This window comes from Arthrobacter sp. NPDC080073 (assembly GCF_040686575.1).
In the GTDB taxonomy this organism is placed as follows: Bacteria; Actinomycetota; Actinomycetes; order Actinomycetales; family Micrococcaceae; genus Arthrobacter.
Map to the genome: position 1 here is coordinate 313,599 of NZ_JBFBKR010000001.1, position 15,805 is coordinate 329,403.

Sequence of the window (15,805 nt, forward strand, 5' to 3'; positions counted from 1 at the left end):
TCGGGCCGCGATGTCGCACCGCGGGCCCGACAGGATGTGGATCAGGCTCGACGGCGCCGGATAGCGATCGCGATCACGGCTCCGGTTAACACGAGCAGCGTGGCGAGCAACCCCAGCCCTGCCATGCTGAATCCTGTCGTGGCGAGCCAGCCGTCCTTGGTCAAAGTCGTCGCGGTCAAAGTCGTCGCGGTCAAAGTCGTCGCGACCACGGGGTCGGTACCGCCGTCTCGGACGGTCACAGTCAGCGATCGCGCCACTTCCACGTTGCCTGCGCGGTCTATCGAGCGGTACGAGACCGAATGGCTTCCGGCCTTGTCGAAGTTCACCCCGTCCGCGGGCGCCGCACTCCACTTCTCCTCGCCGATTCGATACTCGGTGAATGCAACGCCGGAGAGGGCATCCTCCGCATCGAACACAAGCTTGACCGTCGTAACCTTCTCGTCGGCGACGGGCGATTGAACGGTGGTCACGGGAGCGGTCATATCGATTGCCACACGCGCGCGTGCGATCTCTGAGGTGTTGCCGGCCTTGTCGATCGCGCGCGCCTCGAGAATGTGAACGCCATCCGCCGCGATGAGGATCTCCGAGGTGTACGGCTGCCACTCGCCGCCGTCGAGACGAGTCTGGATGCTCGGCGTCCGGGAGTCGTTGTCATCCGCGGTGACGGAAACGGTGACCGCGCCGGTATGCCAGCCGGATCCCGGAGTCACCGGCGCCGTGTTCAACCGCACCGTTGGCGCGACCTCGTCGACGACCGACGAGCACGGAGCCTTCGGGCGGTCGGCGCTAGCCTTTCCCCAGGTTGTGGATGCGTCGGCGGTGAGCGTCACCTCAAGCGTTCCGCCCTTCTTCAACCGATCCCAGTTGATGTAGCTCGCGCTTTGTGGAGTGCCGTTGAACTCCGTCGATGTATTGCAGTTTCGATCCATCGGCGCCGTCTGCCTTGATGGTCAGAGTCGTGTCACCGATGTCGAGGTCCAGCCGCGGAAAGCGTGGAGCGTGCAACAGCAGATCACCCGAACCGGGAACCGAGGGATACATGCCGAGCGCAGAGAATGCGTACCAGGCCGACATGGTGCCGAGATCGTCGTTTCCGGTGACACCGTTCGGCTTGTTGGTGAAGAGTGTTTGGGCCGCCCGGTTCACCGCTGACGCCTTCGCGGGTTCCCCGTAGAAGTTATACATCCACGCAGCGTGCAGGTTCGGTTCGTTGTTCGGGTTGTACTCGATCCGGTTGTAGTCAAGCGCTCCGGTGACCCAGGATCCCCTCGCGGCACCGGCCGGATCGGCGAAGACTCCTCCAATGTCGAAGAATTTGTCGAGGCGGCTGATGGCCTGGGCGACTCCGCCGATGGCCTCCGCGAGTCCGTCCGCGTCCTGCCAGGCAAGCCACTGGTATTGCCACGCGGTTCCTTCCTGGAATCCCCCGGTGGCGCCGCCCCAGCTGCCGTCGGCGTTTCTCTCGCGCGGGAAGCCTGCGTATCCAGTCTCGGTCGCGGCCCGGTTCCACACGTTCTTCCAGTTGCCCGCACGAGAGGCAAGACGCACAGCCGTGGCGTTGTCCCCTAATCCCTTCGCGACGAGCGAAACGGCGCAATCGCCGACCGCGTACTCCATGGTCGCCGAACCCCCGTGGTGTTCGTCGGTGTCCATGCCTTTCTTCGGGGCCCAGCGGTTGGTGGGCACATACCCCTTCGCGATGTAGTCGGCAATGGCGGAACGCCCGGCGAACTGGCTCCCGGCGGGAGGCGCAGTGTCGATGTTCTCCAGCAGCGCCGCGAGCAGGAGCTTCTCATCGAGTTCGACCGCCGTGCCGGACAGGGTGTCCTCAGCGCCCAGCGTCACCCCGCCCTGCACCGCCCCGAACCGCCAGAGGTCGGCGAGGAAAGGGGACGCCGGATCGCCCGTCATGACATTAGCCTCGTAGTTCGCGTACGCCCAGCGCGGCAGCCAGCCACCTTGCTGCTGAATCGTCAGAACGCTTCTGGCCATATCCTGTGCGCGTTCCGGCTGCAGCATGGCGAGCAGTTGGTTCTGTGAGCGGTAGGTGTCCCACAGCGAGAACCACTGGTAGTAGGTCCAGCCGTCCGCCACGTGGTTCTTGTCGTCGAAGCCGCGGTAACGGCCATCCACGTCTGTCGAGGTGATGGGCTGGAGGAAAGCGTGGTAAAGCGCTGTGTAGAAGGTGACATTGTCGTTGGCGGCGCCTCCGTAGGTGGTGGCTTTCCGAAGTTCGGTGTTCCACTCGGCGACCGTCGCATCCTTGACGGCGTCGAAAGGGATGATAGTCCCGTTGTCATCGAGTCCCTCCTCCACGAGGTTGGCGATCGCACCGGCCATGCCCGTGAAGGAGAGTCCGGTCGAGAGCTGGACCGTGCGGTTCTCGCTAGTGTCGAAACTCACCCAGGCGCCCTTCTGCCCGGGGCCCGATGGCTGAGCGGTCGACCCTGGCATGCCGCCGGTCTCATTCCAAGTTCCCGAAGACGCGAAGGGCCGGTCGAACCTCGTAGCGAACCAGGTGGTGTACTCGAAGTCTTTCCCCGAGCAGAATCCCTGCACGCGGATCTCGCTCACGACGGTGCGGTCACCGACGATCGTGATCGAGGAGTTCTTCACCTTGAGAGTTTGATTGGCCTGACCGGTGTTGAGGAACACATTGGCGTTTCCGGTCGCGGGGAAGGTGTATCGCTGCACCCCGACGCGGGTGGATGCGGTGGCTTCGACGTCGATTCCACCCGAGGAGGTGAGCCTGGTCCTGTAGTAGCCGGCGGTACCGATCTCCCCGTCATGGGTGAGGGTCGCGGCATATCGGGTGTGATCGAAGGTGCGCCCGTTGGATGTGTCGAACGACTTGCCGGGGCCGACCTCGCCGGTCGTGGGGAGCACGGAAAGCAGTCCGCCTTGTTCCCAGCATCCGGCGCCCGAGAGGTAGGAATGACCGAAGCCCCGAACCGTCGTGTCATCGTATTGCCAGCCCGCGAAATGTTTGCCGGTCGGACTCACCTGGGCCATGCCGAACGGCGCCGACGCACCGGGGAAGGTGTTTCCCTCGTCCTTGGTGCCGATGAAGGTGTTGACGGATGCCGCTGGGTTCGCAATAGGCCCAGCGGCGGAGGCCGGCTGCGCCACAAGGGCCGGGCCGATCAGTCCCGCGACGAGGGCGATCGCAAGGGATGCAGCGGCGTGCGACTTGATGCGTCTGGCCCGTCTCGCCAGGATACGGATCTTCATTTGCTGTGTCCCCCTCGACATAGCCAGAAAGCGCATGGAAACGTTTCCAAGAGACCCTATCCCAGTATCCAAGCAGCGTCAATCATGTTCCGCGCGCGGGCCGTCTGACGGCCCCCGCCGTCGAATCCGCTCCGCACCGGCACACAGGCGTTGTTGGCGCGATCATTAACGGCTGACGACAGTCCTGGCCTCCGAACAGCTTCTTCGAAGCCTGCTCGGAGGCCGGGGCGTCGCAAGCTGCCGCGCCGGTCCCTCACGGCTGGGCTACGAACCGACCGGTCCGTGGTTCTTGTGGACCAGGTAGATGGCACCGGTGGTGACGTCTTCCTCCAATGCTTCCAGGGTGCGGCCGCGGGTTTCGGGAACCTGCTTGACGACAAAGACCAGGGCCAGCGCCCCGACGACGGCGAAGAGGAAGAAGGTGCCGGTGATCCCGACCCCCGCGACAAGCGACGGGAAGAACAGCGAAAGGAAACCGTTCACGACCCAGAGGAAGAAGATCGAGACCCCGGTACCGAAGCCGCGCATGTGCAGCGGGAAGACTTCCGACAGGTAGACCCAGACCGCCACGTTCAGGAACGTCTGCATGGACCCGACGAAGGCAACCACCAGGAAGAGGATCACGTACGGGCGGATCGGATTGCCCACGGGCAACATCATTGAGGCGAACCCGATGAGCAGGTGGCAGCTGGTGGTCAGCGTGAGACCGAGGATGAAGGTCTTGCGACGGTCGATCCGGTCCATGAGCGACAAGGCGATGACGCCGCCGACCACGGCGATCACGCCGGGCGCGATGTTCGCGATGAGCGCGCCGCTCTCGTTGAAGCCCGACTCGACGAGCACCGTCTGTCCGTAGTACATGATCGAGTTGATGCCGGTCAGCTGCTGGGCAACGCCGAGGCCGATGCCCACGAGCAGGATGCGGAACAGGTACTTGTTGCTGAAGACCGCACGCCAGCCGATCTGTTGGCTTTCCCGCTCCTCTTTGGCGACGTTCTCGACCTCGCCGAGCTCCGCAAGCGCCCGGTCCTCGGAGCGGACGGACCTCAGCACCGCGAGGGCCTCATCGTGCCGGCCCCTCTCCACGAGCCAGCGCGGGGACTCGGGCACTCGGAGCATGCCGAAGAACAGCGCGACCGCCGGCAACGCACATACCGCAAGCATGATGCGCCACACGCCGGGGACGTCGCCCCACACGACGCCGATGATGGCGTTGACGACAAAGGCCGCCAGCTGCCCGACGACGATCATGAGCTCATTGCGGCCCGCCAGGGAGCCGCGGATCTCGTACGGTGCCATCTCCGCCAGGAACACCGGGACCACAGCCGAGGCGCCACCGACGGCGAGACCGAGCAGGATGCGGCCGACGACGAGCACCCCGAAGCTCGGCGTGAACACGCACACCAGGGTTCCGGCGAAGAACAGCACGGCCAGCAGGATAATCGTCTTACGCCGCCCCCACCCGTCAGAGACGCGGCCGCCGGAGAGCGCGCCGATCGCCGCGGCGAAGACGAGTGAACTGGCAACGATGCCCTCGGTGAACGGGGTGAGTCCGAGTTCGGCCGTCATTGGCCTCAGGGCACCATTGATGACACCCGTGTCATAACCGAACAGCAGGCCACCGAACGTCGCGATCAGGGCGACCAGGCCCAGGCGCTTACGATGCGGGCCGGTGGTCAAAGGTGGAAGCGCGACTACGCTGCCGGCTCTGCCGTGACTTTGAGTAGCAGACATCAGGACTCCTTTGTCATGTGGTGCGGGTCATACGCCCGCTCTGAACACAAGACTAACGCGCGAAAGACACAAATGTAAGGTCAATCTAACAAATGACTTAATTGAGGCTTCTTCGCCATGGCAAGACGAGGGCATCCGTGGACCGTCCAATAGCCATTTTCGCCCGCAACGCCACGGCGCCCGCCCCCATGTGACCCAGCTCATTACCGGCTGGTAACCATCAGGGAACGCGTCCCCGCCAAATGGCAACAACGGGGAAACACCACCGAAAAACCCCGCGCCTAGGCTGGGCACAGGCACATCCACCACAGCTCAGTTCAGCGAAGGGACCCACCATGTCCATCACCCCGTCCGCAGACTCCATCCACCTCGTTATCGCAGGAGCCGGGCCCGCAGCCCAGGCCCTCGTCCGTCAACTGACAAGCAGCAGCACTACTTCGCGACAGCCCGGTACGGCAGCGTTCATCGGCACCATCACGGTCCTGAGCAACCGCGACGAGTGCCCCGACGCGCTCCTGGAGCTAGCAGCCCTCCCCCAGGTCTCCGTGCGCTTCGGCCAGGCCGCGAGTTTCATTGATGTCCAGGCCGGCACAGTGACGACCACCGAAGGCCTCGAGTTCCCTTACGATCAGCTGGTGATTGCCACCGGCTCCTCCCCCATGTACCCGCCGGTCCAAGGCGCGGCACGCAGCCTCAGCTACTCGACGATCGACGACGCCGAGCAGATCGGCACCGCGGTCCAGGACATCACCAAGGTCCTGGGACGTCGTCCGCTGGGGATCTTGGTTGGCACCGGTCCGGCAGCCGGCCAGGCCGAGGCAGTCCTGCGTGCCCGCGGAGTCCGGCCTGTCCGCACCACCTTGCGTCCAGCTGCCGTCATGCCTTCCGTCGCCGGTTCGGTCCTGCCGGCTACCGGGATCGTCTTCGAAGACGGAAGCAGCATGAACGGCGATCTCGTGGTGCTCGCGGAGGAACGGCTCCCCCGCAACGGGCTCGCTGAAAGTGCAGGCCTGCAAACAGCTCCCGACGGCGGCATCAGGGTGGGGCGCGACTTCGCCACATCCGTGCCCGGCATCTGGGCGATCGGCGACGCCGCCTCCCGGGACGGCATGCGCCTCGGACTCGTCTTCTCCTCGAATGCCGCCGCGGCACACTGCGCCGCCCGGCTTGAGGAAGACGCCAGGCTCCGCGCTTCCAGTCCCAAACGGTCCCGGCGTGCCTCACGCTCCGCCGTCGCGGCCTGAGGCGGGACACGGGGCCTGAGGCGGGACGGGGCCTAAGGCTGGCCGGGCGGCCCGAGGCGGGCCGGGAAGCCTGTCTCAAGGGCCCAAAACCCGGCCCGCCGGCCCTTCTGAGGGAGCCTCCACCGCGGCCGGGCAGTGTGGCAAGATGGTCATTTGACGAGCCGCGACCCTTGCGGCACACCGGGCCCGCCACGGAAGGACCTCCATGAGCAACGAAGCCTCCAGCGCATTGGACAACAGTGCAAGCATCGCTTCATACATCGACCACACTCTTCTCAAGCCGGAAGCCAGCGAAGCCGAGGTGCGCCAAGTCTGTGCCGAGGCGGCCGAGTACAAGTTCAAGTCGGTGTGCGTCAATCCGATTTGGGTCAAGACCGTCACCAAGGCACTCAAGGGTTCCGGAGTGCTCACCTGCTCGGTTGTCGGCTTTCCGCTGGGCGCCACTCCCAGCGATGTCAAGGCCTTCGAAGCACGCGGCGCCGTCTTGGATGGTGCGGATGAAATCGACATGGTGATCAACATCGCCGCGGCCCGCGCCGGGGATAAAGGCGCCTTGGTGGATGACATCACGACCGTAGCGGAGGCGGTCCACGCAGGCGGGGCCATCCTGAAGGTCATCATCGAGACTGCCCTGCTGAATGACGAGCAGAAGGTCCTGGCTTGCGAGGCATCGGTGGAGGCCGGGGCGGACTTCGTCAAGACCTCAACCGGTTTCAACGGTGGGGGCGCCACGGTGGAAGACGTGGCCCTCATGCGCAAGACAGTAGGCCCGGATCTCGGCGTCAAGGCCTCCGGCGGAGTACGTTCCCTGGCCGACGCACAGGCTATGATTGCTGCTGGTGCAACACGTATCGGTGCGAGCTCCGGAATTGCCATCGTCAAAGGTGAACAAGGTTCATCCGCGTACTGACTTTCCCGGCAGCCGCCACAGTTTTTGAGCCCCCCGGGGCCGAGGAGGAAAGCATGTCCCAGAACGCCAGCCAGCCCATCGAAAAAGAGAACCCCCTGGGCCAGAGCATTCTGCTCTTTGTGTTCAGCATGGTCCTGTTCCTCGGCGCCATCTACTCCCTGACCTTCCTGACGCTGGAGAACACGTGGCCGATGGCCATCTGCCTGCTCCTCTTTGGCCTCGCCTTCTGGATCCCGCAGACCATTCTTGGCCGCTCCAACTCGGCCGGCGAAAGCTAAGAACCAACTGCAAAAGCTGTGGCCCCGGACTTTTAGTCCGGGGCCACAGTACTTTAAATGTGGCTCCACCACTTCTGACTTCTTTTGAACCCGAACGACGGCGACACTCCCCAAAAAGGGGCGTGTCGCCGTCGTTCTCCCACCAAAGCAGGTCAGAAGTGGCGACGAAACCAAGTAGTACCACTCGTATTGGCCTGCGAAAAACGGGTAACACCACCCGTTGTTAGTTAAAGACGGCCCATGCCAGCATTTGGTCATCGATTGAATGGGCAATCGAAGCAAGGGTCGGAAATTTCGAATTCATTGCCGCTGTCGCCTGTTCCGGGGAATACCAATTCAAAAAGGAGTCTCACTCATGCGCAAATTGAGCAAAAAAGGGAAGATCTACGCGGCTGCGGCAACAGTTACCCTCGTGGCGGCAAGCGGCGGAGCTGCCTACGCCTACTGGACCACCACGGGTAGTGGTTCGGGCGGAGCGGCCAACTCGACAGGCGGAGGCACGGTTACCCTGCACGCGACCTTCGCGGCTGGCCTGGCACCGGGCAACTCGACTTCTGTCGCCTACACGGCCGACAATGCGAGCAACACCGACACAGTTGTGGGAGCCCTCTCAGCAACCGTATCCACGAGCGACCCGACGCATTGCCTCGCTTCCTGGTTCACGGTCACAGCGTCGACCTCGAATTCGCCGGTGGCGCACAACTCATCCGGCACGTCCGTAGGCAGCGGAACGCTGACCTTCCTCAACGACGCCGCCAACCAGGACGCCTGCAAGAGCGCCACGGTTACGGTCAACGTCGGCAGCCTCTAGCAATCCGGCTGGTGGGCCCGTCACGGGCCCACCAGCTTGGGCTGTCCCCACAGAATCCACGCAGAACAACCTTGAGGAGGCACAGGTGCCGCACATTCCGGAGTCATTCCACTCGCCGCTTCGTATTTTCCGTGCGGGAGCCAAAGTGCTTCTGGCAGGCTTTCTCTTGGTAACACTCACATCGGGCGTCGTGCTCGCCGCCAATAGTAATGGCAACCAAACCACGCCAAAAGGCATCACGCTGCAGCTCGCACCCACCAGCAGGTCCGCCACCCAGGGAACATCGGCAAGCTACAACGTGGTGGTCCAGCCTTCGGGCGGGTTTTCCGGGAATGTCTCGTTATCGGCAACTGGACTGCCGCCAGGTGCCACTGCATCGTTTTCGCCCGCAGTCGTCGCCGCCGGCCCAGGATCAGGGTCAGCGACCCTCAACGTGTCCACTACGTCCGCCACGCCCTTGGGAACCTACTCCCTGAGCCTCAAGGGCAACAGCGGGACGCTACAGTCCGCCGTCGTCGTCATTTCCTTGACGGTGACCGCCGGCCAGCACCAACCGTTCACCATCTCAGGCGGCCCCGCGGGAGTTCTCGCACCGGGCTACAGCGTGTCGGTTGATCTTCAGTTAGCAAACCCGGGCAATAACAACATCAACGTCACCGGCCTGACCGTATCCATCACGGGAATCACCCGGACCGCACAAGCCGTGGCGAACAACCGGCCGTGCAATCCTTCGGATTACGTCATCACCCAATTCAGCGGCAGTTATCCGATTTCTGCCCCGCCAGGGAATTCCTCGCTCTCGACTAGCGGTTTTTCGGCAAACCAGTGGCCGCAGATAAAAATGCTGAATAGCTCGCTCAACCAAGACGGTTGCAAAGGCGCAACCCTCCAGCTTTCCTACTCCGGGACGGGACAGGGCAACTGACATGAAAGCGAACAGGTGGATTAAGTCCGGCTCCCTGGCGGCAGCCAAAGCAGTCGCGACGGCTACTGTGCTCAGCCTGGTGCTGGGAGTCGGATCGGCCTACGCCTATTGGTCCACCATCGGGATCGGCAGCGGCTCGGCCGCAAACGGCACCATGCAGACGGTGACCGTGGATGCCCTGGTGGCCGGCGACAGTCCCGCAACCACCCTCGTCCCGGGAGGTACCGCTGAGGTCATCGTGCGGGCCAGCAATCCAAATGCCTTCGCTGTGCAGGTGTACAGCTTCATCGCCAACGGAGCCGCTACCGCGGATTCATCCCACCCGCTGTGCACTACCACGGGCGTGACGTTCAACGCCCCGGCCGCGCCACTCACTCCAACGGTGACCATCCCGGCAAACTCCTCCGTTCTGATCACCCTGCCCGCAGCTGCGTCAATGTCGACGGCTTCGCAATCCAGCTGCCAAGGCGCCGTATTCCACCTTCCAGTGACGATGGCGGTCCGCAAATGAACAAGCCCAAGCACTCTACAGGCCGCGGATACCGGCACGCACTCCACCGTCGTGTGACGTGGACGCTCATGGCAGTTCTCTTCATCTCCTGGGGCGGCCCAGCGGCCAACGCATTCTGGCAATCACTGAGCAGCAGCAATTTCGGCGCGGCCAAAGCAGACAGCATGCCGCAGGGCGGCGCTCCGGTGGCCTCGCTGAACGGTACAAACGCCACGGTCAACTGGGCGGCCGTCGCCACACCGGGCGGACACGCCGTAGCCGGCTACACCGTGGCCCGCTACTCGGCTCCCACTGGCGGTACCAAGATCGCCGCTGGAGGCGGCTGCGCGGGTACGGTGTCCGGCCTCAGCTGCATCGAACAAAACCTGCCCGGCGGAACCTGGTACTACACAGTCACCCCGGTCATCTCTTTGTGGACAGGTGCGGAAAGTGCCCGGAGCACGGGCGTAGCCATCGACACAACTCCGCCCACCATCAGCGTCACTTCAATTTCCCCGACACCGAACGGCGCGGGTTTCAACCGCAGCGGTACGGTCACTGTGAACCTGGCCGCCGTGGACAATACAGGTGGTTCCGGCGTCGCGAACATCAAATACGCGGTCGACGGCGGCAGTACGGTGACGGTCAGCGCCGCCACGGCAGCAGTCAACGTCAGCGGCGGCGACGGCACCCACACGGTGTCCTACTCCGCCACGGACGCCGCAGGGAACGCCAGCACCACCCAGACCCAAACGGTCAAGATCGATACCACTGCCCCGGTGGTGGGAGTTGCATCAATCTCGCCAACGCCAAACTCCCTGGGCTACAACAGGACCAGCACGGTGACAGTGAACCTCAGCGCGACGGACGTCGGCGGCTCGGGCATCGCGAACATCAAGTACGCCATCGACGGCGGCAGCCAAGTCACCGTGAACGCAGCCACAGCGGCGGTGAATGTCAGCGGCGGCGACGGCACCCACACGGTGTCCTACTCCGCCACGGACGTCGCAGGGAACCCCAGCAACCCCCAGACCCAGACGGTCACGATCGACACCACTGCCCCCACGGTCAGTTCCGTCGCGATGAACAACGGTGGCACCGGGAAGACAGCCGATTCCGGAGACACGCTCACCATCGTCTTTTCGACGGACATGGACGCCCGCACCTTGTGCAGCGGCTGGGACTCCACGTCCGCCACCCAGAGCGCCACCGGCACCGCCAGCATCAGTACAGGGAACGTGCTGACGTTCGTCAGCTCCAGCTGCACGGCACCCGCATTTGGGAGCGTTTCCCTTGGCGCCGCCTACAACACTGGCACCTCAGCCCGGACCTTCACGGCAACCATGGCCTGGACCCAGTCCACCGGAAACCTGGTCATCACCCTCACCTCCAACGGCTCAGGTGGTACCGCGGGAACCGGCCTCTCCCCGGCTACACCGGTTTACGCTCCGGCGCCGGGCGCCGCGGACAAGGCAGGCAACCCTGTCGGAACCATTACGCCCGGCGGCCAATCGAAGTTCTAAATTCCACGGTCAACCGCCCAGGCCCACCATGAGGGCCTGGACGGTTGGCCACTGGTTTCGGACCAATGCCCACGCCGCCAGGACCAGTCCAACCATGGCGTAGCCGCTCACGGGGATCAGGACGAGCCATTCCCGCCGCGAGCCGGCCTTGCCAAGCAAGGGGATGGAAAATGCACCGTTGGACCGCCAGATCCCGCTCACCAGGGGCAGCTTGCGCCAGAACTTCGGCGGCTTGATGACGATGGGCCACAGCAGCGGCACTCCCCCGGTGGTGATCATGTCGCCCACAATGTGTACTACGACACCGGTGAGCATGGCCAAGGGCAGCCAGCTCCACTGATGCGGGGCGAACCACGTGACCAGCCCGGCCATGGCAAGGGCGAAGACCCAGTTGGCGATCCACCCGGTATTCGGGAACAACTTGAGGGCTTTCGCGGCCAGGTTGATCATGAACATGCACAACAGCCCGGCACCCACGGACAGACGGCCCACGGGAGTATCCAGCTGAAATTGGGCAGCCATGGCGGCGAGCACCACGAAAGCCGAAGCGCCCAACAATGAATGGGTTCCCTGCCTGTGCCCGCCGCTGGCCTTCTCGATCCCGACGGCGATCACGTGGGACAGCGGCGGCAGCGAGTGGGCGATGGTGCTCGAGCGGTGGTCCCAATCGCACACCAAGGCAGTCCCCGCCGTCGTCATCGCTCCAATGAGGATCCCGGTGGCATCCAGCGGGTACCAGCCCAAGGCGTACGGGCCGGTTGAAGCGATAGCTATCCACGCCGCGGCCCCGGACGCGGCGTGGTGTCCTCCCATCATCGCTTAGCCTGCGGTCTGCGAAGCGGGCGCAGCTGGCGAAGCCGCGAAGATAGCTTCGATCACGGTGTTGGCCCACTCCAGGATCTCGGCATCCTGCAGGTCGCGGCCGCCGATCCTCGCCGTCTTGGGCTTGGGGAGCAGCACGGCGTCGAGGGCCGGCTTGATCTGCGAGCCCGGGTACATGCGGTTGAGCCGCATGACCTTGGATTCGGGCAGCTGGGCGGGCGAGAAACGGATGAAGTTGCCCTGGAGAGCGACGTCGGACAGCCCGGCCTCGCGGGCACCCACCCTGAATCGGGCGACGGCGATCAGGTTCTTCGCGGGCAGCGGCGGCTCACCGTAACGGTCCACGAGTTCAGCCGATACTTCGTCGATGGCCTCGTTGGTGACGGCCGCGGCCAGTTTCCTGTAGGCCTCCAGCCGCAGTCGTTCGCCCGGCACATAGTCGTGCGGCAGGTGGGCGTTGACGGGCAGCTCGATCTTCATGTCGGCGGCCTTCTCTTCTGCCTCGCCACGGTATTCGGCCACGGCTTCACCCACCAGCCGGATGTACAGATCGAAGCCGACCCCTTGGATGTGTCCGGACTGTTCCCCGCCCAACAGGTTGCCGGCACCGCGGATCTCGAGGTCCTTCATAGCCAGCTGCATACCCGCTCCGAGCTCATTGTGGGCCGCGACGGCTTTCAGCCGTTCGAGCGCCACTTCGCCCAGTGGCTTCTCGGAGGGGTACAGGAAGTAGGCGTAGGCGCGTTCGCGGCCACGGCCCACGCGGCCACGCAGCTGGTGGAGCTGGGACAGGCCGTATTTATCCGCGCCGTCCACAATCAGGGTATTGGCATTGGAAATATCCAGGCCGGTCTCAATGATGGTGGTGCAGACCAGGACGTCAAAACGCTTCTCCCAGAAGTCCACGATGATCTTTTCCAGACGGCTCTCGGACATCTGTCCATGCGCCACCTCAACCCTGGCTTCGGGGACAAGTTCCCGGATCTGGGCGGCGATGCGCTCGATCGAGGACACCCGGTTGTGGACGAAGAACACTTGGCCCTCGCGCATGAGTTCACGCCGGATCGCGGCGGAGGTCTGCTTGTTGGTGAACGGCCCGACGTACGTCAGCACCGGGTGCCGCTCCTCCGGCGGCGTGGCCAAGGTGGAGGTTTCGCGGATGCCGGTGAGGGACATCTCCAAGGTGCGCGGGATGGGGGTGGCACTCATGGCGAGGACGTCCACGTTGGTGCGCATCTTCTTGAGCGCTTCCTTGTGCTCCACACCGAAGCGCTGCTCCTCATCGACGATCACCAAGCCGAGATCCTTGAACTCGAAGTCCTTGGACAGGAGGCGGTGCGTGCCTATGACCACATCCACGGAGCCGTTCTTGACTCCCTCGATGGTTTCCTTTGCTTCCTTCGCCCCTTGGAACCGGGACAGCGGCTTGACGCGCAAAGGGAATCCGGAGAAGCGCTCGGTGAACGTTTCGTAATGCTGCTGGGCGAGCAGCGTGGTGGGAACCAGAACTGCAACCTGTTTGCCGTCCTGTACCGCCTTGAACGCAGCCCGCACCGCGATTTCGGTCTTCCCATAGCCGACGTCGCCGGAGACCAGCCGGTCCATCGGGATCTCGCGTTCCATGTCGGCCTTGACCTCATTGATGGTGGTGAGCTGGTCCGGCGTCTCCACATACGGGAAGGCTTCCTCAAGCTCCCGCTGCCACGGCGTGTCCGGAGCGAAGGCATGCCCGCGCGAGGCCATCCGGGCGGAGTACAGCCTGATGAGCTCGCCTGCGATTTCCTTGACGGCCTTGCGGGCCTTGGACTTGGTGCTCGCCCAGTCCGCTCCGCCCATCTTGCTCAACGACGGCGTGTCGCCCCCGACGTAGCGGGTCACCTGGTCCAGCTGGTCAGTCGGCACGAACAGCCGGTCGCCGGGCGCACCGCGCTTGGACGCCGCGTACTCGAGCACGAGGTACTCGCGAAGACCGGCGTCTCCCCCCGAGGGACCGGCAGAGGAGCCCGCCACCTTGCGCTGGATCAGCTCCACGAACTTCCCGATCCCGTGCTGTTCGTGGACCACGAAGTCACCGGCGTGCAGTTGGAGGGGGTCCACTGCATTGCGCCGTTTGGAGGGCATTCGCCGCATGTCCTTCGTAGACCCGGCCGACGTGCGGCCCAGGAGGTCCGCTTCCGTGAGCAGCCCCAGCTTGAGACCGTCCAGGACAAAACCGCGTCCGACGGCGGCAGTGGTCACCTCGATGATTCCGGCCTGGGGCTCGTGGGCCAGGGAGTCGACCCGGGAACACGGAATATCGGCATCATGGAACAACTCGGCGAGACGCTGGGCAGGGCCGGGGCCATCCGTCGCCACCACGATGCGCCATTGGTCCCGCACGTGGGAGCCGATGAATTCGAGCATTTCCGCAACGTCACCCTGGTAGCCGCGCGGTTCACGGGCATGCAGGTTCAGGACGTCGATGTCGAGGACCAGGTCTTCGTCCGTCGCCAATGACGTGATGGACCACCAGGAGACACCATGTGCCAGCGCCGCGCTCCGGGTATCCGTCAAGGATTGAAAGCTCGCCGCATGCAAAGCTGACGCGGCTTGGGAGCCCAATACCGAATCGAGGTCCAGGGGCGCCGTCCCGCCGTCGGAGGCCGTGGACCAGGCCGCCTCGAGGAACTCCTCGTTGGTGGCCGCGAGGTCATGGGCGCGGGTGCGGACCTTCTCCGGTTCGATGACCACACCGATCGAACCGGCCGGCAACTGGTCCACGAACGGCACCATGGCGTCTACCAGGACCGGGGCCAGGGACTCCATTCCCTCGACGGCGATGCCGCCCGCGATCTTTTCCAACATGTCCGCGGCGGCCGGCATCTCGGCCTTGAGCTTGGCGGCGCGGGACATGACCGACGGCGTGATGAGGATTTCCCGGCAAGGCGGGGCGTGCAATTCGCCGGGGTGGTGCACGGCCGGGCCGGAGAGAGAACGCTGGTCTGCCACGGCAAACCAGCGCATCTGGTCCACCTCGTCGCCGAAGAATTCCACCCTGACCGGGTGGTCCTCGGTGGGCGGAAACACGTCCAAAATACCGCCCCTGACGGCGAATTCACCGCGGTGGGTAACCATGTCCACGCGCGAATAGGCGGCGTCGGCAAGGCTGCGTACCACGTCGCTGAAGGGCATTTCCTGCCCCACCTTCAAAGTCACCGGGACCAGTTCCCCCAAGCCTGCCACGACCGGCTGGACCACAGCGCGAACCGGCGCCACGACCACCCGCAGGGGACCCGCCGTCGAGCTCTCCGGGTGGGCCAGGCGGCGAAGCACTGAGAGCCTGCGCCCCACCGTATCCGAGCGTGGGGAGAGCCGTTCGTGCGGCAGGGTTTCCCAACTGGGGAAGGCCGCCACCGAGTCCGCGGGAAGATAGGCAGCCAAGGCCGCGGTGAGGTCCTCGGCTTCGCGGCCCGTGGCCGTCACAGCCAACACCACAGCACTGTCTTCAAGATCCTGGCTCGCGAGGCCGTCCGCTATCTCCGCCAGCAGTGCCGCCCTCAAACCCGTGGGCGCGCTGATCTGGTAGTCGCTGCTGCGTTCAGTGAAGGCCCGCGATGCCTCGGGCCTGACCCGCGCGAACGTCCGGTCCTCGCCCAGGGCCCGCCGCAATCCATCAAGCGATGGGACGGTGCCGGCAGGGCTGATTCCGGAGTTGACCGCAGACGGTTGGCCTTTGGGGCTCATGTATGGCACTCCTCGGAAGAGGGAAGTCGGATAGGGCAAGGCAGCACGAAAACCCGAAATTCTCTCGAATCCCGGGGCGTTTCTAGCCTACCCGACCACACCGTAGGATGTTTG

General features: G+C 64.4%; 12 protein-coding genes. 7 read left to right on the top strand and 5 right to left on the bottom strand.

Features of this window, described 5'->3' with window-relative positions:
• Window positions 1-41 precede the first annotated feature (41 nt).
• The 3 genes from AB0O52_RS01500 to AB0O52_RS01510 all read right to left on the bottom strand — a co-directional run bounded on the left by AB0O52_RS01500 (window position 42) and on the right by AB0O52_RS01510 (window position 4,965).
• Window positions 42-929, bottom strand: coding sequence for a hypothetical protein (locus AB0O52_RS01500; RefSeq protein ID WP_364532718.1), 888 nt, complete (start codon window positions 927-929; stop codon window positions 42-44).
• The gene (locus tag AB0O52_RS01505; protein ID WP_364532324.1) at window positions 832-3,231 is read right to left on the bottom strand and encodes a GH92 family glycosyl hydrolase; all 2,400 of its coding nucleotides are present in this window, start codon (window positions 3,229-3,231) and stop codon (window positions 832-834) included. The genes AB0O52_RS01500 and AB0O52_RS01505 overlap by 98 nt, the downstream gene beginning before the upstream one ends.
• 264 nt (window positions 3,232-3,495) lie before the next feature.
• A complete protein-coding gene (locus AB0O52_RS01510) occupies window positions 3,496-4,965 on the bottom strand; it encodes a sugar porter family MFS transporter (RefSeq protein WP_364532327.1) in 1,470 nt (489 codons plus the stop codon).
• Between the two features lie 335 nt (window positions 4,966-5,300).
• Between AB0O52_RS01510 and AB0O52_RS01515 the strand changes: the two genes are divergently transcribed.
• From AB0O52_RS01515 to AB0O52_RS01545, 7 genes are all read left to right on the top strand, one after another.
• A complete protein-coding gene (locus AB0O52_RS01515; RefSeq protein WP_364532330.1) occupies window positions 5,301-6,209 on the top strand; it encodes an FAD-dependent oxidoreductase in 909 nt (302 codons plus the stop codon).
• 205 nt (window positions 6,210-6,414) lie between these two features.
• Window positions 6,415-7,119 (top strand): deoxyribose-phosphate aldolase, encoded by a 705-nt coding sequence (gene deoC / locus AB0O52_RS01520; RefSeq protein ID WP_234750836.1) that lies wholly within the window; start codon window positions 6,415-6,417, stop codon window positions 7,117-7,119.
• Window positions 7,120-7,172: 53 nt separating this feature from the next.
• A complete protein-coding gene (locus AB0O52_RS01525) occupies window positions 7,173-7,397 on the top strand; it encodes a hypothetical protein (protein ID WP_364532333.1) in 225 nt (74 codons plus the stop codon).
• A 355-nt stretch (window positions 7,398-7,752) separates the two neighbouring features.
• Window positions 7,753-8,208, top strand: coding sequence for a hypothetical protein (locus AB0O52_RS01530; protein ID WP_364532336.1), 456 nt, complete (start codon window positions 7,753-7,755; stop codon window positions 8,206-8,208).
• A gap of 85 nt (window positions 8,209-8,293) precedes the next feature.
• Complete coding sequence (locus tag AB0O52_RS01535) at window positions 8,294-9,133, top strand: hypothetical protein (RefSeq protein WP_364532339.1); 840 nt, start codon at window positions 8,294-8,296, stop codon at window positions 9,131-9,133.
• A 1-nt stretch (window position 9,134) separates the two neighbouring features.
• A complete protein-coding gene (locus AB0O52_RS01540) occupies window positions 9,135-9,644 on the top strand; it encodes a hypothetical protein (protein ID WP_364532342.1) in 510 nt (169 codons plus the stop codon).
• Window positions 9,641-11,146 carry a hypothetical protein gene (locus tag AB0O52_RS01545; protein ID WP_364532345.1) on the top strand — a complete coding sequence of 502 codons (1,506 nt, stop codon included), beginning with the start codon at window positions 9,641-9,643 and terminating at the stop codon, window positions 11,144-11,146. The genes AB0O52_RS01540 and AB0O52_RS01545 overlap by 4 nt, the downstream gene beginning before the upstream one ends.
• A gap of 9 nt (window positions 11,147-11,155) precedes the next feature.
• Here AB0O52_RS01545 and AB0O52_RS01550 read toward each other — a convergent pair whose 3' ends face one another.
• Window positions 11,156-11,962 carry a metal-dependent hydrolase gene (locus tag AB0O52_RS01550; protein ID WP_364532348.1) on the bottom strand — a complete coding sequence of 269 codons (807 nt, stop codon included), beginning with the start codon at window positions 11,960-11,962 and terminating at the stop codon, window positions 11,156-11,158.
• 3 nt (window positions 11,963-11,965) lie between these two features.
• A complete protein-coding gene (gene mfd / locus AB0O52_RS01555) occupies window positions 11,966-15,691 on the bottom strand; it encodes a transcription-repair coupling factor (protein WP_364532351.1) in 3,726 nt (1,241 codons plus the stop codon).
• Window positions 15,692-15,805 lie beyond the last annotated feature (114 nt).